Source organism: Pedobacter sp. Leaf216, assembly GCF_001421515.1.
Taxonomy (GTDB): domain Bacteria; phylum Bacteroidota; class Bacteroidia; order Sphingobacteriales; family Sphingobacteriaceae; genus Pedobacter.
Map to the genome: position 1 here is coordinate 228,386 of NZ_LMKM01000033.1, position 19,498 is coordinate 247,883.

Here is a 19,498-nt window from a genome sequence, read left to right on the forward strand (position 1 = left end):
TTTCAGCTGGCAGTTTTCAGTTGACAGTTTTCGGTTGGAAATTGCCAGTTCTAATGTTTCTTATCAATAGTTCCTGAAACAAGTTCAGGATGACGATCTGCTATAAAAACTAGCCCCGGACGATGATCAGTTATAACCATATAGACAAAACGACGAACAATATTATTTAACCAGAAAACAATCCGATAGAAAATTAAGCCCGGATGATGATTCAATATATTTGAGCCATAATGAAGGTTCGATTTAAAAGCGAAACAGAATCACAGTTTTCCGTCTTATTCTAAAAGCAAAGTATCGTCATCATCATCGGTCAAACTCAGTTGCACACTATCACTTCCGGCAATTCCTTCTATCGAACCACGGATATGCGTTGCATTTAACAGCACTTTCTCCAACTGTTTTTCCCGCGCTTTCCATAATCGTTCCATGGCATCACGCTCGCGCTGGATGGAAAGCTTCATGCTCATAAAACCTTCTCTAATTGCTTTCCATTGCTCCGAAAATTCGGCTCCCATCAGGTAATCGTATAACATATGCATTTTCTCACCGCGGTTTTCCTGCGATTTCACTGCACCTGCCAGTCGCAAAATCCCTTCACGTAAAACATAGGCCACGGCATTTACTTCTTCGAAAGAACAGATCCAAACGCCATCGCGCTGCCCGAAACAATCCATACCTTTAGGGTAACACTGACTTACAATTACGGCCACATCAATACCCATGCTGCGCATGTCTTTCTTCAGTTTCTCGATCCAGTCGCCACCAAAATCTTTGGTACGTTTGCTTTCATAAATAATTTTGCCGCATTCCTGTCCAAACTGGTTGCGCACCACCTGCACACAATCTGCTCCCCTAACCCCTTTACCAACTTCTTCTATTAAATCGAAAGGATAATTGGTACGGAGCAATTCTTCTAAAATAAGCTCCTGCACTTCGCCCTGCAATTGCATGCTTCCCTGCTCGGCTTTCCGTTTCATTTCTTCAGCCAGTTTTTTCTGGTCATCGAGCTGTTTCTCCAGCTCTTTTAAACGCAACTGATGTTCGGTATCTTTAATGCTGTTTTTTTCTGCTTCCTGCTTACGGATCTGCTCTACCAACTCGTTACGCTGCTCTTGCATTTTACGCTGAAAGGCAAGCTCCATTTCTTCTTCTTTAACTTTAAGGCTTTCCTCGCGACGTAAAAACTCCAGTTCTTTTTCGCGTGCAAGCCTTAATTTTTCGGCATTATCTTTTGCATTGCCCTCGAGCATTTGCAGCTTGGTTTCGAAATCTGCAGAAATACTTTTGCGCAGGTTTTCTTCCAGGTTATCTTTAAGCTTGGCCTTTTCTTCTGCAAGTTTAGCATCAAATGCTTTTACCTGCTGTTGTTTTTCTGATTCGAAAATCTGCAGTTTACGTTGATATTCTTCATCTTTCTGCCTTGCATAAGCAGCCGCTTTTTCTCGTAACTCTTTTTTATAATCTTCGGCCATGGCTTCTTCCATCGGAAAAACATGTGCACAGTTGGGGCATTTAATTTCGGTAGGCATTGATTATTGTTTTAACCACGGGTGCAAAGTACACCGAGGCATTTTTATTGGTAAAGATATTAAAGCTTTTTATCAATGTAAAAACGAGTTTTACACCTTTACCTTTAAAGTACTTTGGACCTGATTTCATGCCCGGCCGCCAGGATTTTACTTACCGGGCATTTGGAAGCGATATCTTCCAACCTGATTTTTTGCTCTTCAGTGAGTACACCTGTACAGGTAATTTCTTCGAAAAATACTGTTTCACCATTTTCGGTATCGATATTTACCTCTACTTCTATTTTATCAATCGGCCACTCTTTTCTATCGGCATACATTCTTAAGGTAATGGCTACACACGACGCTAAAGAGGCCATTAACAATCCTTTAGGAGCAAAACCCTTGTGTGTTCCACCGAGTTCGAAAGGCTCATCTACGATAATATCGTGCGAACCATTGCTTACCGAACAGGCATAATGTTCTTTATTTATTGTTGCTTTTACCATTATTATTCATTTTTAGAATTTCAAATATGTGCATTAACTTTAAACTTAAGTAAAACTCCGGTCTTTTTTTAAAAATGATGGGTAAAGCACTTCTTCTTTCTTAAAAACCAATTGCATTTCTTTTCCAAATCAAAAAACCTCAAAACATTATAAGCCAGCATTTGTTGCTTTTAAAAATGCTACGTTATGAAATACAGAAAGTTAATCGGAAAATATTTAAAGCACGAATCGGATAACAGTGCAAAAATAGCGCTTGCCCTTGTGGCTGGTTTAGCTGCGGGTGCGGTAATCAGTGTTTTATTTGCCCCTGATAGTGGTGCAGGTACACGCGGAAAAATTGCAGGTGGTGCCAAAAACCTAAGGTATGGTTTTCAAGATAAGTACAATCTTTTGAAAGAGAAAGTTTTTGGAGTTGAAGCCATTGAAGAAGATATTGTTGAACATGAAGTGCCTCACTTTAAACATACGGTTGCCAAGAAACGCAAATCGGATGTGAAAGAAATTCTGGAAAACGCGCATGAAAATGGTCAGGTGCAAGAAGGACAAGGATAAAAATTAAAGTTTATAATAGGAATTCGTCGTTTCGGTTGCATTGCATTCGAAATGGCGAATTTTCGCTGCATTCGCATCACTAGCTCTTAAACAATTTCTTAGTTTTACAGGATAATATCCATATATGATTTTTATCCTCTCGAAGATTTTACTGTTTCTGATTAAACCAATAGTATGGGTTTTTGTACTCTTAATTTGCGCAACCGCAGCAAAGAATCCTAAAAAACGGAAACAGTATTTAATTTTCGGACTGGTGCTGGCTGTTTTTTTTTCAAATGCCTTTATAGGGGGCGTAGTGATGAATGCCTATGAAGCGGGCTACCCGAAAGTACAGAAATATGATGTAGGTATTGTACTTGGTGGCTTTTCTGGCTTAAATAAACGGAATAATGAAATTTCTTTTGGCTCAGCAAGCGACCGTTTGTTCCAGGCAATTGCGCTTTATAAAAAGGGGCAGATAAAACAGATTCTTTTAAGCAGCGGAAGTGCAAACCTGATGAATAATGAAGTTAAAGAGGCTGATTTAGCCATTAAATACCTGAAACTGATTGGCATTCCGGATGCTGCAATACTTGTAGAAAACCAAAGCAGAAACACGGTTGAAAACGCAAAATACAGTATAGCGCTTATTAACAACAACAACCCACAGGCAAAGATTTTGGTAATTACGAGTGCCTGGCACATACCAAGGGCGAAACTGATTTTTGACAAACAGACCAAAAAGAAAATTGAATACTACCCAACCAATTTTTTGGGAGAAACTGAGTTTGCATGGGCTGATTGCATTATACCAAACGCCGGTACACTTGGCATGTGGGAACTGCTATTTAAAGAATGGATCGGACTGGCTGTAGACCGCTTCAGAGCCTAGGAATGATGGCTTGATTGATGAAATCAGTTAACTTTTTAATTGCTCATAGCAACAGTTAAGCAATTAAAAAGTTTAAACAATTAACCAAAAACTAGCTTTCAATCGCTTTCCAGAGCATATCTTTCAATTCAAGAATATTCTTTTCTGCTACTGATGAGATAAAAATAGATGGAATTTTTGGCAGGTCCTGTTTCATTTCTTCCATTAATTCATCATCAAGCATGTCTGATTTCGTAATCGCTAAAACATGTGGTTTTTGCATTAACTCCGGATTGTAAGATTCGAGCTCGCTTTTTAAAATTTCATATTCTTCTTTAATGCTTCTGCTTGTATCGGCCGGAACCATAAATAAAAGCACAGAGTTACGTTCGATATGACGTAAGAAACGATAACCTAATCCTTTACCTTTTGATGCCCCTTCGATAATGCCCGGAATATCGGCCATTACAAAAGATTTGCCACCACGGTAACTTACAATACCCAGGTTAGGTACGATTGTAGTAAAAGGATAATCGGCAATTTCGGGCTTGGCGGCAGAAACTACAGAAAGCAAAGTAGATTTACCTGCATTGGGAAAACCAACCAAGCCTACATCGGCCAGTACTTTTAATTCTAAAATATTCCAAACTTCTTTTCCCTGTTCCCCAGGTTGTGCGAAACGTGGAGTTTGTTGAACTGAATTTTTAAAGTGTGCGTTACCTAAACCACCACGGCCACCAGCTGTTAAAATTTTGGTTTCGCCATCTTTGGTAATTTCAAAAAGTACTTCGCCGGTTTCTGCATCTTTGGCAATGGTACCTAGCGGTACTTCAAGAATTTCATCTGTACCTTGCTTACCAAATTTATGAGAACTGCCACCTGCACCACCATCTTCTGCGATAATATGCTTGCGGTATTTAAGGTGCAACAATGTCCAGATGTGGATACTTCCTTTAACAATAATGTGGCCACCGCGACCGCCATCACCACCATCAGGACCGCCCATTGATGTTAAAATATCACGATGTAAATGTGCTGAACCTGCACCGCCTTTACCAGAACGACAACAAATTTTTACATAATCTACGAAATTCGAACCCTGTGACATATTTAAATATTGAAATGTTAATCATGGAACATTGTTAATACAAGCTCCTTTAAAATTAAAGAGTTATAACGTTTTAACATTATAACTCTTTGTATGTTTTTTGAAATATTGAATCAGGATTGGTTAAATCCCTTTCTATAATCCTGTTGTTTTATAATATAAATCGATACTTATACCTTGTACTGATCAATTACAGCACAAAGATCGTTATATACCGTATCAATTTCGCCAATACCGTTTACTTTATTCAACTTTCCTTGCTCCTCATAATAAGGCAAAACGTGGATGGTTTTATCAAAGTATTCTGAAATCCGCTTTTTTAGTTTTTCAGCGTCATCATCCGGTCTGCCACTGGTTTTATGGCGCTCAGCAATACGTTTTGTCAACTCATCCTGATCTACATCCAAAGCAATTACACCAGCAATTTTGCTGCCTTTACGCTCTAAAAATAAATCAAGCTCTGCTGCTTGTGGAACGGTACGTGGAAATCCATCAAACACAAATCCTTTGGCATCCGGATTTTTATCTACCTCTTCTTCAAGCATAGCAATTGTAATGGCATCAGGAACCAATTCTCCATCAGCTAATAATTGACTAACTTTTTTTCCTAATTCGGTTTCTCCTTTAACGTGTGCTCTAAAAAGATCGCCTGTTGAAACATGTACCAACTGATATTTTGCAATCAGTTTTTCAGATTGGGTGCCTTTACCCGCCCCTGGAGGGCCAAAGAGAACTAAATTAAGCATTCAAGTTGTTTAGGTTGTCTTTAAAATTAAAAAAGCCTTATTCCTATGGCTCTATCAAAAGTAAATACAAATTACTGGATCTAAAAGATTAGTTAAATTGTTTACTTTCAAGGCTGCAAATATATAATTATTAATTTAGAAGCCATTTAAAATTAAGAATTTATTTAAAAAAGAGCTATTTTAATGACATTTATCTTAATCTACAAAGAATCTTATGCTATATTTATATTTCACAGCATATTCTTCCAATAAAAGGGGCATTTGGCCAAATAATGCCGATAGCATTTAATCAAATTTGATTAAAGCTTTTAGCAAACGAATAGCTGAAAAAGTTCAGGATTTTCTTAGCTCATTAACTCACAGTGCATTTATTAATTAAACTATATTTATAATGGGTTTTACACGATAAAGCGTTAAATTCACAGTTCGCAAAACAACCTTGTAACCAAACAATGAATGCTATTTCTACCAAATCCTTTTCAGCAAATAATATAACCTATTTACCGCCCTCAAAACCGATTGTAGTTATCTGCATGGATGGCTCGGCCGACGAATATCTTGATACTACACTGGTTCACGACCGGATGCCAAACCTAAAAAAAATGATACTACAGGGATACAGAGGTATGGTACGCGGTGCATTGCCTTCTTTTACCAATGTAAATAATTCGTCTATCGTAACAGGGGTTAGTCCGGCAGTACATGGTATTTGTGGCAACTTTTTTTACGATGCAGAAAAAGATGAGGAGGTGATGATGAATGCTTCCAATTACCTGAGGGCCGAAACATTATTGGCAGCAGCAGCGCACGCGGGCAGAAAAGTAGCAGTTGTTACGGCAAAAGAAAAACTACGTGATATCCTTTCACATCAGTTAAATAGAATTGCTTTTTCGGCTGAAAAGGCTGCACAAGCAAATTTGCAAACCCATGGTATTGAGAATGTAGAAGAACTCATCGGGCAAAAAGCTCCCGTTATTTATAGTGCAGAGGCGAGTTTATTTGTATTAAGAGCAGGTGTAGCCTTGTTGGAAAAAGGCATGGCTGATTTTTTATATTTATCGCTTACTGATTACATGCAACATACTTATGCACCTGATACGGAAGAATCGCTTGCTTTTTACGAAGCACAGGATGTTGAACTGGGTAAAATGCTGCAATTAGGAGCTGTTATTGGTGCAACGGCCGATCATGGCATGAATGCAAAAGTAAAAACTGATGGAACACCAAATGTTTTGTTTATCGAAACCATGCTTAATGAGAAATTTGGAAGTGGATTTAGGGTAATCTGCCCCATTACTGATCCTTATGTTAAACATCATGGAGCCTTAGGTTCTTATGTGTTGGTTTATGTGGAGGATGCCGCTAAAATTGAAGCGGTAAAAAACTGGCTGGGGCAGCAAATTGGCATTACTGAAGTATATAATAAGGAAACAGGTTGCCGCATACTGGAACAACCGGCCGATCGCACCGGAGATCTATTTGTACTGTCTGCCCGTGATGTTGTTATTGGAAAAACAGCCGCTCATCATGATTTAAAGGCATTAGATGGCACCTTACGTTCGCATGGTGGCCGATATGAAGAAATGGTACCCATGATAATTTCAGAACCCTTAAATGCTATTTATAAGTTAAAAGCACAGGGTGATCCACGCAATTTTGATATTTTTGATTTTACAGTTAATGGCACGCATTAAACATTTAAATCATATGGCTTTTTTGAATACTAGCTTTTAATAACACAAATTCGTAGCTATCCTGCGGAATAGTTCGCCTGAGTAATTTCAATTTTTCCGGTACAAATCTAAACCTGATTTTTCCGTAGAGATCCTGATAAACACCAACCTGCTCGCTAATTTCCCTTACCATACATTCGTACTTCTGATAAGTAGTAATTAAATCTGCTTTAAGATTCCTGATTTGGTCGCAACCTTCAGGGTCATTACCAACCATGCCTTCCAGCTCTTCCAATTGCTCAAGCAATCCGATCATGTTTGTTACCGTTGCCCTGTTAATCCCTTTTACACTCATATTCTATTTAAAAAAACGCTTTGAACCATACCGACAGCCAAAATTTACTGCCGGTTTTTAATTTAACCTGTGTAATCGCCTTTATTAGGCCAAATTTGCTCTACTTTTGTCTTTTCTCCCATTCTGGAAACAAAAAATGCTATCGAAGCTGATAATACACAGGCAATTGCCGTAACAATAAAAATATTGTTGCTATCTCCGGTAATATCAATCACGTAACCTAAAAAAGGTTCGCCAATGGCCGCAAAAAGATAACCACACATATTCATAATTCCCACTCCTGTACCAGTTAACTTACTGCCCAACATATCCGGACTTAATGGCCAATAGCAAGCCTGCGGACCATATACAAAGAAACCTGTAAGCAACATCAGCAAACCACTTAATGCAATTTGTTGTGTTGGCACAATAAAAATGAGAATTGATAGTACGGCACTTACCGACATGCCCACAATGATGGCCTTTAATCGGTTTCCTTTAAACATGGTATCGGATAAAACGCCAAAACACAGTGCACCGATGGCCATCCCAACCGGAAGCAGAAAAGTAACCCAGATATTGCCTGGATTTTCTTTCCAGTTTTTACCTAGAAAATGTACAGGAACCCAAAATATAAGGCCATAACGGGCCATACTTTCGAAACCAAAGGACAAAGAAGTGAGAAGAAACTTTTTATTTTTAAAAGCTTCCTTATATCGATCCAACCAAGCAGTTTCCTGAGCATCAACTTGTGCATTTCCTGTGTTTTCATTCTCATCCGGTTTATCTTTCGCTACAATTAAAAGTATGGTAGCCGTAATCAATAAAAGTAAAACAGGCAAACGGAACAACATCCGCCATTCTATTCCCTGCTGTAATAACACGATCGAAATCAGGTAAGTAACTGCCGAAGATAATCCAGCCGCCATGGTATAAAAACCAAAAGCTTTACCACGTTCGTGTTCATCCCACCAGTTATTAATCAGTTTTGCACCCGGTGCCCAGGCCATAGATTGAAAAAAACCATTTAGGCCCCAAAGGATCATAATTAAGGTAGCCGTGTTGGAAAAACTGATGGCAATATTTGTCAGAATTGATAAATAGGCACCTGTTGCGATCATCAATTTCGGGCTTAATTTATCGGCAAGGTTTCCGTTGATAAACTGGCCTATTGCATAACCGATTAACATACAAAAGCTAATCCAGCCAATGGTGCTGTAAGGGATATGCAATTCTGCAACCATACCTTTTATTGCCCAGCCGAAATTGTGCCTTCCGGTATAAAAGAAGAGGTAACACAACATGGTTACGAGGAGCATTCGCCACTTTAATGTATTTGAGCTACTGTTCATTACCGGCTTTTTTAGCAACATTTATCCCAACACGTATAGGTTTATTCGCAACTGCATAATTAAATGCAGCTTCGGCCTCAGCGAGCACAAACTCCGCTGAAACCAGTGCTTCGAAAGGAAATTTTGAATAATTATTTTCGATAAATTTAACTGCCGCTGTAAAATCTTCATGGTTATAATTGTGCAACCCTTTGATGGTGATCAGGTTGCGAACAATTTGTTCGGCATTTACCTTTACTTCACGGGCTTTAAATACAGCTCCGATCCAAACTGCCGTACCGCCAACTGTAAGTGTAGAAAGTCCGGTTTCCATTGCATCTGGCGAGCCACTCATATCGAAAACTACATCAATATTATTGGGAAGCTGAGCATTTTCGTTTAATAAGTATTGGTTGCCAGCCCCAAATGATTGCGCCAGCTGTAGGCGTTCTGCATTTACATCGGCAACGTGTACCTCTTCTGCCCCATCAGCACTGCACATTGCCGCAGCTACTAGACCTAGTAAACCCACTCCGGAGATTAACACTTTTTTTCCTTTTAAACTTCCTGATAATCGTACCGCACCGGCAACCGTAGCAACTGCACAATTAATGGTAGCTGCCACCTTTAACGGAATTTCTTTACTGATTTTGAGTACCGTGGTACCATTTTTTAATACACAGTGAGTAGAAAGTCCGCCGTGAAGGGCATCAGTTTCAGTTATGGTAGCATGGCCATATTTAAAAAGCCCATCTGATTTTTGTGGCATGCCTGCCCTCGCCCTGTCCGAATCGGCATTGGAAGCAAATATGCTCCAGGTAACCCGGTCACCGATTTTGAGCTGGTTTCCTAAATAATCTATTTGGGCATGCTCAGGATGAAAACCTACAATTTCGCCAACAATTTCGTGACCCAGTACCGTGGGCACGGCTTCGGTTCTTAATCCACAGAAAGTATGCAGATCACTCCCACATATGGTTGTGTAAAGATTCTCGACAAGAATTTCACCAGGTTTCAATTCAGGAATAGCCGTTTTCATTTCTTCAAGGTGGTTTCCTGATCCATTGAAGGCAATGAGAGTTGCATTTTTCATATTTATTTATCTATTGATCAATTTGGTTATCGTGGCCTCACATTTTTGTGTATTGCCAAGAATTGGCAAATAAACGTTTTTAATGTTTAGCAAAAGTAAACAAATGTTAATGTAAATGTTAACAATTACTAAACATTTGTTTAGTAACTTTTCAGGTATTATATTTGGCCACTGAGTTTAAAAAATTAATTTACCTTAAAGATAAAAAGCACAATGCATACTGAAATTAAAATGGTCGTATTTGATATGGCTGGCACAACAATAAACGAAAATAACCTGGTATACAAAACTTTAATGAATGCTATAAACGCGGCTGGTTTTAATTACAGTCTCGATCAGGTACTCGCTGTAGCCGCCGGAAAAGAAAAAAGAGAAGCCATTAGGTCTGTATTAAGAACTTACGAAGGTAATTTTGAAGAAAGTGTTGTAGGAGACATTTATGATGAGTTTATCGGAAAATTAAAACTCGCTTACGAAAAGGAAGATATATCAGGACAACCGGGTGCGATTGAACTTTTTAAAAAACTTCGTGAAAAAGAAATTATTTCAGTGCTGAATACAGGTTACGACCGATCTACTGCAACAGCTATTCTGGATAAAATTGGCTGGAAAGCGGGCGTTGATTTTGATACCTTGATTACAGCATCAGATGTTAGCCAAAACAGACCAGAACCGGATATGATTTTATTGGCCATGAAACAACATGGAATAAATGATGGAAAACTTGTGGTTAAAGTTGGCGATTCGAATATTGATATAGAAGAAGGCCAAAATGCAGGCTGCGGATTAAGTATTGGCATTACCACAGGTGCACATACACAAGAACAATTGGAAGAAGCAAATCCAGATGCTGTGATTAACGAGCTAAAGGAAGTTTTAAGCATTATATCTGGAGCCCCGGCAAACGCATAAGCGCTCAATTAAATACCAAATGATTAACATCAAAATGTTGACGTGGAAACACGTCAGCATTTTTTTTGTGCTTTTAATTATGTTTTTAGCTTAAATTTTATCGATATACCTAATTTTGGAAGCTTCTTTTATAATTAAGGTAGCTGCCATCAGCATAATGCATTGCCAACTACCATAAAAATGAATTTCAGGTGTATCAAACTTATTTTTTTCCTACACCAATAATTTTTCTTTTGCGTATAACTGGTACAATCTCTTTGCCGACAAGCAACCCCGTTTCATCCTTAAAATTCAGTTCTTTTGGAGATGGGCCAACCCATTTGCCTTTTCTGCCTTCGATAATAATGCTTGCCGATGAGGGATCAATTGTTAAGGTAGTAAAAAGCGAATCCTGGTAAGGGCAGGTGCTGGCTATCCATTGATGGCTTTGATGAATTTCTTCAGAATAGCTATTGTGTTTGTATTTGCTGCCCACCCAAAAGTAAGAGGCTGAATTAATGTGAAGATAATTGACATTTTTAATCAACAACTGGCAATCGATATGGGTATGACCATTTATAGCCAATAGAATTTTATCAGCAGCCGAACTGAGTATTTCCTGTATTTCTTCGGCATTATCTACCGCTAAAGCACCTGCAAGCGGTTGGTGGCTTACAATAATAATGGGTTTATTGATCTCTTTTAATTGTTGTTGCAACCAATTTTTTTGCTCATCATTTATATATGATGGGTATCCTCCCTTATGTTTTGGCGATCCTTTATCATTCCCGTCCAGCACAATAAAACATACCCCATTAATTTCTTTTGTATAATACCTGGCTGGCATTTTGTAATAGCTGATGCACTGTGCTTTGGTATGGCCTGAATCTGTATCGTGATTGCCAATTACATGCAATGCCTCAGGGTGGGCACCATTAAAGCGATCTATCAGTTCCTTATTTTTTTCGTTTGGATAGGCAAAATCACCCATTTGAAGAATCAGATCAGGATTAATATTTTTACAGTGGTTTAAAAAAGCATTTAACCGTTCGCTGCCGTTATGAATTACATCTTGATGTAAATCGGTGATTACACCAACTTTAATCGGTTTTGCTTTCGGCGAAAACATGGCAAGAGCAGTATCAGGAATCTGCAGAACAATCCCTGTGGCAAACATCCCGCTGATAAATTCTCTTCTGTTTAAGTTTTTCATTGCTAACAAGTTTGAGGTATAACAGAAAACCGATAGCCTTTTGAAACTATCGGTTTTTTAATAATAATGTATTACCAGCCTGGATTCTGTGGTTTCAGCGCAGGATTTATGGTTAATTGATTGGTTGGCAAAGGAGCTAGATAATCTCTACTGGTATTAAATCGATAACCGGATGTTAACGCTGTATTATTTTTGAACCATTCGATATATCCATTGGCATCTTCAGGATACTTTGCTAAAGTGGGTGCATCAATAGCTCCCGCAAACTGTGCTTTTTTTGCGCCTTTCGGTTTCCAGCCGACCAATAATTCGTCAGCGGCAGCCCATCTATAAATGTCATCCCTTCTAAATCCTTCACAAGCTAACTCAACTCTTCGTTCTCGTCTTACTTCATTAATGGTTGAATTTAACATTGGAAAAATCCAGTTTGGATCTGTCACAATTGAAGCAATTATCAACTTGGGCATCCCTGCCCTTGCCCTCAATTTGTTAATGGTTAAATCTACGTCAGCTTGAGTAAGCGTACCCAGTTCGGCTTTTGCTTCGGCTAAAATTAATAAGGCCTCGGCATACCTGAATAAAATTAAGCCGGTAGTACCTCCCTCGGCCACAACCTGCTGTGCATAATTTGCATTATGACCTTTATACAACTGGTAGCCAGTAGTATTTGATTGCGTACCACCACCCAATAATGCAGGTGCAACAAAAACTACATTAGCCTGGCCGTTTGGAAGATTAGTGGAAATGAAATGCTGGCCATCATTTACATAAATGGTTTGCTGCAAACGTGGGTCTCTGTTTTTAGTTACGTTAACAAGTGTATTATCTCCTTGATATAAAGAACTTTGAGATTTAGGTAAACCATCTATACAAAGGTAATCATCAACCAAATTCTTTGTAATACCACGGCCTGCTCCACCAATGCTATACCTGTGCCAATTGTGCGAAATTACACCAATCTCATAACGGCGCCACAGCATTACCTCTCTACTTCCGGCATAATCAGTTTGGTTAAAAAGATTCCAATAATTTGTCGGGCTCACCACTGTATTATCTAAACTATATACATTTGAGTTAACTAACGCAGCAGCAACATCAGCAGCTTTTTGCAGATATTTTGATCCATCCGAACCTACAGCACCAAATGCAGTGCCCGAGTGGTATTTTTCCCAAGTTCCTTCGTACAGCGCTATCCTGGATAAAAAAAGCATGGCTACTTCCTTATTTATCCGCGAAGTTTTTGCTGAGGCTTTAGTAGGCAGATAAATTATAGCCTTATCTAAATCATTAATAATGGAATCGACAACGATATTACGCGCTAACCTAGCGTTAAACAATGTTGGATCATCTAGTGATAAGATAGGTTTATTTATCCATGGCACTGCACCAAAGGTTCTCAATTTATCAAAATAAAACTGAGCCCTAAAAAATAATGCTTCGCCTACATAAGGTTTTACCAAATCAAACGATGCATTTACTTTTTGGTAATTTGCCATGAAATAATTGATGTTTTTTAATTGCGCCCAATCCCAGCCACCACCAGAAGCAGGTACCGTACGGTTACCATTAATGGTAGTATTTACCTGTTCGGCAATCATATTGTCACTACCCTGATCTGCATCATCTGTAAAATTACCTATCGGACCAAAACCTGTGTAGGCAGGAAAAACAGCATAAAAATTATTACAGTATAATTGTAAGTCGTTTGTAGTTTTCCAGTACTCAGCATCACTGATATTGGTTAGTGGTGCTTTATCTAAAAAATCTTTTTTACATGCTGATACTATTAGTACTGCACACAATGGCAATAGTAAATTTATATTTTTTAACAATCTCATATTATTATGATTTACCCGTAAAAATTAAAGTGTAAGATTTAAACCGAACGAATAAGTACGTTGCAATGGATAAATCTTTGCATCGCTGAGCGAAAGTTCAGGATCCATTGTTTTGATTAAATCGGTAAAGGTTGCCAGGTTTTCTACACTTACATACAACCTGGCTCTTTTTAAAAATACTTTTGAAGCGATATTAGCTGGCAAAGTATAACCTAACTGCACATTTTTAATACGCATGTAAGCGGCATTTTGCAGGTATCTTGTAGAGGTTTGGTAATTTTTATTTACCTCGTCGCTCATATAATATCTAGGAAAATAGCCGGCTTGGTTGGTTTGCGACCATCTATCTGCATGCACAGTAAAAGGTGAACTCTGATACTCACTGCTCTGGATCCCCCAAAAATAATTGGAACCGATAAATACATCACGCTTTGCTATACCTTGTAAGAACAAACTAAAGTCGAATGATTTCCAACCCAGATCAATGGTTGCACCATATTGATATCTGGGTGTAGAATTACCAATAACACTTCTATCGCCCATATTATCAGCAGTATTTGGTCCGATTGTAATTTTGCCATCTCCATCTAAATCTTCATATTTAACATCACCAACCTGCCATCTTCCATTCCAAAATGCAGGAGTAGGAATAGCAGTACCAACATTGTCTGAAGTGTACAAGCCATTTGATGTATAACCATAAATATTGCCCATCACCTCTCCGGTATACCAATCACTGATCAACCTGTTTGGATTAGGGTATTCGGTTACTTTACCTTTATAATCGGCCAAAGTAGCTTTTATGCCATAAGAGAAATCGCCAATTTTATCAGCCCACTTAACAGAAATTTCAAACCCTTTGGTTTCGATAGCCGTATTATTTGCAGGCGGAACTGCAGCACCAAGTACTGTCGGCAGCGGCGCGCTTGGACCGGCAAAATCCTTTGCCTCACGTTTATACCATTCAAATGTAGTGCTTAATCTGTTGCGCAAAAATGAGGCATCGAAGCCTGCACCATAGGTTGTAGTGGTAACCCAGGTAAGATCGTTATTAACCAATGGCGGTGCAGAAACAGAAGCTTCTCTTGCCGTTCCAAAAAACCAAGACGTAGAGGTAGGTCGGGTTGTGCCCAAACTTGGATAAAAGGGATACCAGTTTGGCGTATTAACATCCAAAAACTGCTGATCGGCCTGACTACCATAATTCAGTCTCAATTTAAATGTGTTTACCACTTTCGAAATGGGTTTCCAGAAATTTTCTTTATCAATATTCCAACCTGCTGAAATACCTGGATAAAATTTCCACCTTACACCTTCTAAAAACCTTGAGGTACCATCGTAACGGCCATTAACTTCAAGCATGTATTTATCTTTGTAAGCATAACTAAACCTTCCAAAAACGCCTTCAACGGCTAACTGCCTTGCCGCATCACTTGCAGAAGCATTGGCACCATAAGTTAAGTTCAATGATGGAATGTTATCAGAATACAGATTGGTATTGGATCCGCTGGTAGTATTATAATTGGTTAACTCTTTAACATAACCAGCTGTTAATGCAATATTATGATCTCCCAAATTCTTTTCATAATTGGCAAATGCATTAACCACATGATGTATTGTACGTGTATTTGTTAAGGAGTAAGCGTTTGGCGTAGTTCCACTAATCGTACCCAGATTATTACTCGGAAGTGTTGTATACAAGGTTTTTAAATGGGCCGATTGATTGGAAAAAATACCATCAAAAGTATAGTTTGCTGTTATTTTTAAACCTTTTACAGGAGATATCCTAATCTCACCGGTAGTTACCACATCATTACGCTGGTCGATATTTCGGCCACCCTCTTCATGTAACAGAATATCATTAGCCTCGTTGTATTCGCCAGTAGGATTAAATAATGCGAGGTTTGGAAATTTGCGGGCAATTTGATGCATGTAATTACCTCCTGTACGTGCCGAAACAGTATTTGGAGTATCATAATTTGATCTGGCTAAAGCTGTTCTCAAACTAAAACCCAACCAGTTATTTATTTCGTTATTAAAGTTTGCCCTGATGTTGTAACGTTTATAGTTATCATCGCCAAACTTATACATCCCATTTTTCTCATTGTATCCCAAACCTATGTAATAATCAGATGAATTACCACCGCCTGTAACCGATAGGTTATGTTGTTGTGCACTCGAAACATCTTTAAAATATTCTTTAAACCAATCGTGGTTACCATTTGCTTCAAACCAACTACCCCACCAATCGGTTGTGGTTTTACTAGGCACAGTCTCAGTAGTGATTATGGCAGCCTGGTAATCTCTCATTCTTTTTAAAACCTCATCATTAAATGCCACCCCACGACCAGCATTTGCATAGGCTTCGTTATAGATATCAGCAAAATCTAAAGAATTCATCATTTTAGGCAAGTTGATTGGCGTAGCAAAAGCCAAATTGTTATTATAAGAAATAGAAGGTGGTCCTTGCTTTCCTTTCTTAGTTGTAATTAATAATACGCCGTATGGTGCACTTGATCCATAAATAGCTGCAGAAGCGGCGTCTTTTAAAATTGTAACACTCTCGATATCACTCGGGTTAATTGAGTTAATATCTCCACCCTGCACCCCATCAATTACCACAAGTGGTCCACCAGTTACGCCAAGCCCTGTAAAGCCCCTTACGTTAATATTCTGAGTAGCATTTGGCGCTCCACCTGCAGTGGTTGTTGTAATATTTAGACCGGGCATCTGTCCTTGCAAAACCTGACTTAAACGCGTAGCAGGCCTATCGTCCAAATCCTTAGCCGTTACCTGATCAATGGATCCGGTTAAATTAACCTTCTTTTTGGCCCCATATCCTACTACCACCATTTCATCAAGCATCTTACTACTCTCTTTTAAAACAATTGTCATATTTGTTTTTGTTACCCTTACCTCCTGGGTTACAGAACCTATGAAAGTAACAATTAGCACATCGCCCTCAATTGCATCTATCGAAAAACTACCCGATCCATCTGCACTTGTAATTCTATTGGTTCCTTTTACCTTTACAGTAGCACCTGGAATTGGCAGCCCTTTTTCATCAACCACTTTCCCTAATATTTTCTCCTTTGTTTGAAAAATATTATAAATACTAAGTTCTTTCCCTTTAATCAATACAGTTTTATCAGATATTTGATATTCTAGAGATTGATCCTTTAAGCAGATTTCCAATACTTCTTCAAGTGAAGCGTCTTTTACGTTTATGGTAACCGATTTGGCCAATTTCAGTGCTTTTTTATTGTAAAAAAAATCATAGTTACTCTGGTTCCTGATCTCTTCAATAATTAGCGATAAAGGAGCATTAACCTTGTTGAGTGTTATCTTTTGCGCAAAAGTGCTCGCACTTACCTGCATTATGGTTATCATCAGAAACAGTGTAGTAATTTTCATCACCAGCAGAAATTTGTAAAAGGCATGGTAACTATCTCCATACCGATTATGTAAGTTTAAAATCATAAATTTGAATGTTGGGTTTTGGTTTAATTCTTCGTTAAATTTTTATTCCGATTGATCGGAATGGGTAAACTCAACATCCGGCCGAAGGTGCTCGAACACCTTTGGCCATTTTTGGTTTACCTTGCCCGTTGTAGTTATTTGGTCACGATAATCCTCCTTCCTTCGATTTTAAAGTGTACATCACCATCAAACGCTATGATTTTCAGTAAGGAAGATATATTTTTAGAACGCGATACTTTGCCCGCGTAAACAATATTAGGATCTGGTTTGCACTGGTAAACTACTTCAACATCGTACCACCTGGCTACCTTTGTCATTATGGATTCGAGGTTCTCATCAAATTTAAAATAGCCGTTTTTCCATGCCACAACATCTTCAACATCCACATTAGCCGTTATTTTAATTTCTCCTGAACCTGTTTCTGCCTGTTCACCAGGAGTTAAAAGTTTAGTATTTTTCCCTTCCGAAACTTTTACTGAGCCTTGCAAAAGTGTTGTTTTAATCAGATTTTGATCTGTGTAAGCCATAATATTGAAATGCGTACCCAGTACTTCTACGATTTGCTTACCACAATGCACTTTAAATGGCATTTTAGCATTGTGTGCGACTTCAAAATAAGCTTCACCGCCTATTTCTACATTTCGTTCACCACCCGCAAAATGCAACGGATAAGTAATGCGCGATTGCGCATTTAACCATACTTTAGAATGATCGGGAAGTATCACCTGCCACTGCCCGCCTAGAGGAACTTCGATGGTATTAAATTCAGGTTTAAAAGCTTTATTTTCTGTATTTGCAATCGTTTCATAAATCAACTGCCCATTTGCAGTTTTAGAAATTTTAATACCATTCTGATTGGCAATTTCGCCATAATTTAAACTTTCTAAACTGATTTTTTTGCCATTGGCAAGTATCAAAATTGCCTTATTCACTCCAGGAGCTACATCACTAAGTTTAACCAACTCTTTTTTTTCTGCTTTTAGTTCGTTTAAACTAAAATATAACGTGGTCCCAAAGGCCAGCACCAAAGCCGCTGCAATAGCAAATGTTTTGAATTTTTTGGATGGATAAAGTTTTCCAACAGGCACAGTTTCTTTCTGTATACTTTCTTCAATGCGAAGCAACATTTTCTGTTTGGTTTCCTGGAGTTCGTCCATCATGAAACCATCAGTATATCCAGCATTCGAAGTCTGATTTTCGTACCATAGCTCAATTTCTTGAATCTCGGCTGCTGTAGCCTGTCCGTTATTAAACTTGGCCATTAAATCAAGCAAATGTTTATTGAACGCATTTTCATTCTTGCTCATATAGTGTATTCGAAGCAAAGAGGAAAAGGTTCTATCCTAAATTGAAATAAATCAATAAAAAATTATAAGAAACTGAATAACAGGAGAATAATTTTAAAAATATTATTTAGAAAAGAAAATCAGGCAGGCAATCGTCAAGAAAGTTTTGCTGCCCTTAAATTCTTCCCTAAGAAAAAGCATGGCTTTATGGAGGTGTTTTTTTACCGTACTGACCGAAATAGCCTCGCGATCGGCAATTTCCCGATGTGATAATTCTTCGAAGCGAAACATGATAAATACTTCACGGCATTTTTCGGGTAATTTTTTACAGGCTGTAAGGACAATTTGCTTAAACTCTTTAATTTCCAATTGGTTAGCGGGTGCAGTTGACAATAAGTTTGTTTCAGCAATTATACCATCAATGTGCCTATAATGCAATTGCTGCACACGGTAAGCATCAATTACCTTAAATTTGAGAGCTGTTTTAAGATAAGCCTCTAAGGTAGATTTTGGATCAATTTCGCAACGGCGAAAATAAAGATTCACAAATAATTCTTGTACCACTTCTTCTGCATCTTCTCTCGAATGCAGACGTTGATAAGCGGCATTTAATAGTATTTCCCAATATCGATCATAAATTTCAGCAAATGCATTTTTACAGCCCATCCGTAGCTGGACAATCAAATCATTATCAGAAAGTTTATCGTGATTTTTCATTAGGGATTAAAATCTATCGATTTGAAAATGACCGGAATAATAGCTATTTGTTTATTGTTTAGCAAAACTAAACTTTGTTTATTAAAAACAAAATAATTCTTTGTTAAATTTTAGTTATTAATTAGCCGTAAACCTTTTCTTTCAAAATAGAATAACACAAAATGCTAAGGTGAATTACAGGAATATGTAATGGAAAGGCCATTGTAACATTCAACAAGATCTGGATTTAATCAATTAATATATTGGAAAGCAGGCATATGGATTTGTACTCTAAACCCTACTGTAGAAATAAACTCTATCGAATAGCTAAGCAACGAATGAAAATCCATTAAACACCTCACAAATAGGCGTTTAAAAAATACAACATAAAAA

General features: G+C 38.1%; 16 protein-coding genes. 4 read left to right on the plus strand and 12 right to left on the minus strand.

The window, feature by feature from the left end; translation table 11 throughout:
* Positions 1-275 precede the first annotated feature (275 nt).
* Both ASE74_RS19270 and ASE74_RS19275 read right to left on the minus strand, forming a co-directional pair.
* Complete coding sequence (locus tag ASE74_RS19270; protein WP_055912571.1) at positions 276-1,529, minus strand: DUF2130 domain-containing protein; 1,254 nt, start codon at positions 1,527-1,529, stop codon at positions 276-278.
* A gap of 104 nt (positions 1,530-1,633) precedes the next feature.
* Positions 1,634-2,014: an OsmC family protein gene (locus ASE74_RS19275; protein ID WP_055912574.1), complete on the minus strand. Its 381-nt coding sequence runs from the start codon at positions 2,012-2,014 to the stop codon at positions 1,634-1,636.
* A 186-nt stretch (positions 2,015-2,200) separates the two neighbouring features.
* Here ASE74_RS19275 and ASE74_RS19280 point away from each other — a divergent pair, with 186 nt between their 5' ends.
* Both ASE74_RS19280 and ASE74_RS19285 read left to right on the plus strand, forming a co-directional pair.
* Entirely contained in the window at positions 2,201-2,566 is a 366-nt protein-coding gene (locus ASE74_RS19280; RefSeq protein ID WP_055912577.1) for a YtxH domain-containing protein, read from the plus strand.
* A 124-nt stretch (positions 2,567-2,690) separates the two neighbouring features.
* Entirely contained in the window at positions 2,691-3,437 is a 747-nt protein-coding gene (locus ASE74_RS19285; RefSeq protein ID WP_055912579.1) for a YdcF family protein, read from the plus strand.
* 91 nt (positions 3,438-3,528) lie between these two features.
* Here ASE74_RS19285 and obgE read toward each other — a convergent pair whose 3' ends face one another.
* Both obgE and ASE74_RS19295 read right to left on the minus strand, forming a co-directional pair.
* Positions 3,529-4,524 (minus strand): GTPase ObgE, encoded by a 996-nt coding sequence (gene obgE, locus ASE74_RS19290; protein WP_055912581.1) that lies wholly within the window; start codon positions 4,522-4,524, stop codon positions 3,529-3,531.
* Positions 4,525-4,694: 170 nt separating this feature from the next.
* Positions 4,695-5,270, minus strand: coding sequence for an adenylate kinase (locus ASE74_RS19295; RefSeq protein ID WP_055912583.1), 576 nt, complete (start codon positions 5,268-5,270; stop codon positions 4,695-4,697).
* 452 nt (positions 5,271-5,722) lie between these two features.
* Between ASE74_RS19295 and phnA the strand changes: the two genes are divergently transcribed.
* Positions 5,723-6,964, plus strand: coding sequence for a phosphonoacetate hydrolase (gene phnA, locus ASE74_RS19300; protein WP_055912586.1), 1,242 nt, complete (start codon positions 5,723-5,725; stop codon positions 6,962-6,964).
* A gap of 4 nt (positions 6,965-6,968) precedes the next feature.
* On the opposite strand, the gene ASE74_RS19305 is transcribed toward phnA, so the two are convergent.
* The 3 genes from ASE74_RS19305 to ASE74_RS19315 form a co-directional block, all read right to left on the minus strand.
* Positions 6,969-7,298: a hypothetical protein gene (locus ASE74_RS19305; RefSeq protein ID WP_055912590.1), complete on the minus strand. Its 330-nt coding sequence runs from the start codon at positions 7,296-7,298 to the stop codon at positions 6,969-6,971.
* A gap of 62 nt (positions 7,299-7,360) precedes the next feature.
* Complete coding sequence (locus ASE74_RS19310; protein ID WP_082458867.1) at positions 7,361-8,629, minus strand: MFS transporter; 1,269 nt, start codon at positions 8,627-8,629, stop codon at positions 7,361-7,363.
* Entirely contained in the window at positions 8,619-9,701 is a 1,083-nt protein-coding gene (locus ASE74_RS19315) for a zinc-binding dehydrogenase (RefSeq protein ID WP_055912593.1), read from the minus strand. The genes ASE74_RS19310 and ASE74_RS19315 overlap by 11 nt, the downstream gene beginning before the upstream one ends.
* Before the next feature lie 213 nt (positions 9,702-9,914).
* On the opposite strand from ASE74_RS19315, the gene ASE74_RS19320 reads away from it, so the two are divergent.
* Positions 9,915-10,613: a phosphonatase-like hydrolase gene (locus ASE74_RS19320; protein WP_055912596.1), complete on the plus strand. Its 699-nt coding sequence runs from the start codon at positions 9,915-9,917 to the stop codon at positions 10,611-10,613.
* A gap of 202 nt (positions 10,614-10,815) precedes the next feature.
* Here ASE74_RS19320 and ASE74_RS19325 read toward each other — a convergent pair whose 3' ends face one another.
* From ASE74_RS19325 to ASE74_RS19345, 5 genes are all read right to left on the minus strand, one after another.
* Positions 10,816-11,805 (minus strand): metallophosphoesterase, encoded by a 990-nt coding sequence (locus tag ASE74_RS19325; RefSeq protein WP_055912600.1) that lies wholly within the window; start codon positions 11,803-11,805, stop codon positions 10,816-10,818.
* 71 nt (positions 11,806-11,876) lie between these two features.
* Complete coding sequence (locus tag ASE74_RS19330) at positions 11,877-13,643, minus strand: RagB/SusD family nutrient uptake outer membrane protein (protein WP_055912603.1); 1,767 nt, start codon at positions 13,641-13,643, stop codon at positions 11,877-11,879.
* A 24-nt stretch (positions 13,644-13,667) separates the two neighbouring features.
* The gene (locus tag ASE74_RS19335) at positions 13,668-17,123 is read right to left on the minus strand and encodes a TonB-dependent receptor (protein ID WP_055912606.1); all 3,456 of its coding nucleotides are present in this window, start codon (positions 17,121-17,123) and stop codon (positions 13,668-13,670) included.
* Positions 17,124-17,257: 134 nt separating this feature from the next.
* A complete protein-coding gene (locus tag ASE74_RS19340) occupies positions 17,258-18,430 on the minus strand; it encodes a FecR family protein (protein WP_055912609.1) in 1,173 nt (390 codons plus the stop codon).
* Positions 18,431-18,532: 102 nt separating this feature from the next.
* A complete protein-coding gene (locus ASE74_RS19345) occupies positions 18,533-19,126 on the minus strand; it encodes an RNA polymerase sigma factor (protein WP_055912613.1) in 594 nt (197 codons plus the stop codon).
* Between the last annotated feature and the right edge of the window lie 372 nt (positions 19,127-19,498).

What these genes read in the sequence shown, in the direction of transcription:
- ASE74_RS19320 (WP_055912596.1), top strand. Translation starts at nt 9,915, where the DNA reads ATGCATACTGAAATTAAAATGGTCGTATTTGATATGGCTGGCACAACA.
- ASE74_RS19315 (WP_055912593.1), bottom strand. Translation starts at nt 9,701, where the DNA reads ATGAAAAATGCAACTCTCATTGCCTTCAATGGATCAGGAAACCACCTT.
- ASE74_RS19325 (WP_055912600.1), bottom strand. Translation starts at nt 11,805, where the DNA reads ATGAAAAACTTAAACAGAAGAGAATTTATCAGCGGGATGTTTGCCACA.
- obgE (WP_055912581.1), bottom strand. Translation starts at nt 4,524, where the DNA reads ATGTCACAGGGTTCGAATTTCGTAGATTATGTAAAAATTTGTTGTCGT.
- ASE74_RS19295 (WP_055912583.1), bottom strand. Translation starts at nt 5,270, where the DNA reads ATGCTTAATTTAGTTCTCTTTGGCCCTCCAGGGGCGGGTAAAGGCACC.
- ASE74_RS19310 (WP_082458867.1), bottom strand. Translation starts at nt 8,629, where the DNA reads ATGAACAGTAGCTCAAATACATTAAAGTGGCGAATGCTCCTCGTAACC.
- ASE74_RS19270 (WP_055912571.1), bottom strand. Translation starts at nt 1,529, where the DNA reads ATGCCTACCGAAATTAAATGCCCCAACTGTGCACATGTTTTTCCGATG.
- ASE74_RS19340 (WP_055912609.1), bottom strand. Translation starts at nt 18,430, where the DNA reads ATGAGCAAGAATGAAAATGCGTTCAATAAACATTTGCTTGATTTAATG.
- ASE74_RS19285 (WP_055912579.1), top strand. Translation starts at nt 2,691, where the DNA reads ATGATTTTTATCCTCTCGAAGATTTTACTGTTTCTGATTAAACCAATA.
- ASE74_RS19345 (WP_055912613.1), bottom strand. Translation starts at nt 19,126, where the DNA reads ATGAAAAATCACGATAAACTTTCTGATAATGATTTGATTGTCCAGCTA.
- ASE74_RS19335 (WP_055912606.1), bottom strand. Translation starts at nt 17,123, where the DNA reads ATGATTTTAAACTTACATAATCGGTATGGAGATAGTTACCATGCCTTT.
- ASE74_RS19305 (WP_055912590.1), bottom strand. Translation starts at nt 7,298, where the DNA reads ATGAGTGTAAAAGGGATTAACAGGGCAACGGTAACAAACATGATCGGA.
- ASE74_RS19280 (WP_055912577.1), top strand. Translation starts at nt 2,201, where the DNA reads ATGAAATACAGAAAGTTAATCGGAAAATATTTAAAGCACGAATCGGAT.
- ASE74_RS19330 (WP_055912603.1), bottom strand. Translation starts at nt 13,643, where the DNA reads ATGAGATTGTTAAAAAATATAAATTTACTATTGCCATTGTGTGCAGTA.
- phnA (WP_055912586.1), top strand. Translation starts at nt 5,723, where the DNA reads ATGAATGCTATTTCTACCAAATCCTTTTCAGCAAATAATATAACCTAT.
- ASE74_RS19275 (WP_055912574.1), bottom strand. Translation starts at nt 2,014, where the DNA reads ATGGTAAAAGCAACAATAAATAAAGAACATTATGCCTGTTCGGTAAGC.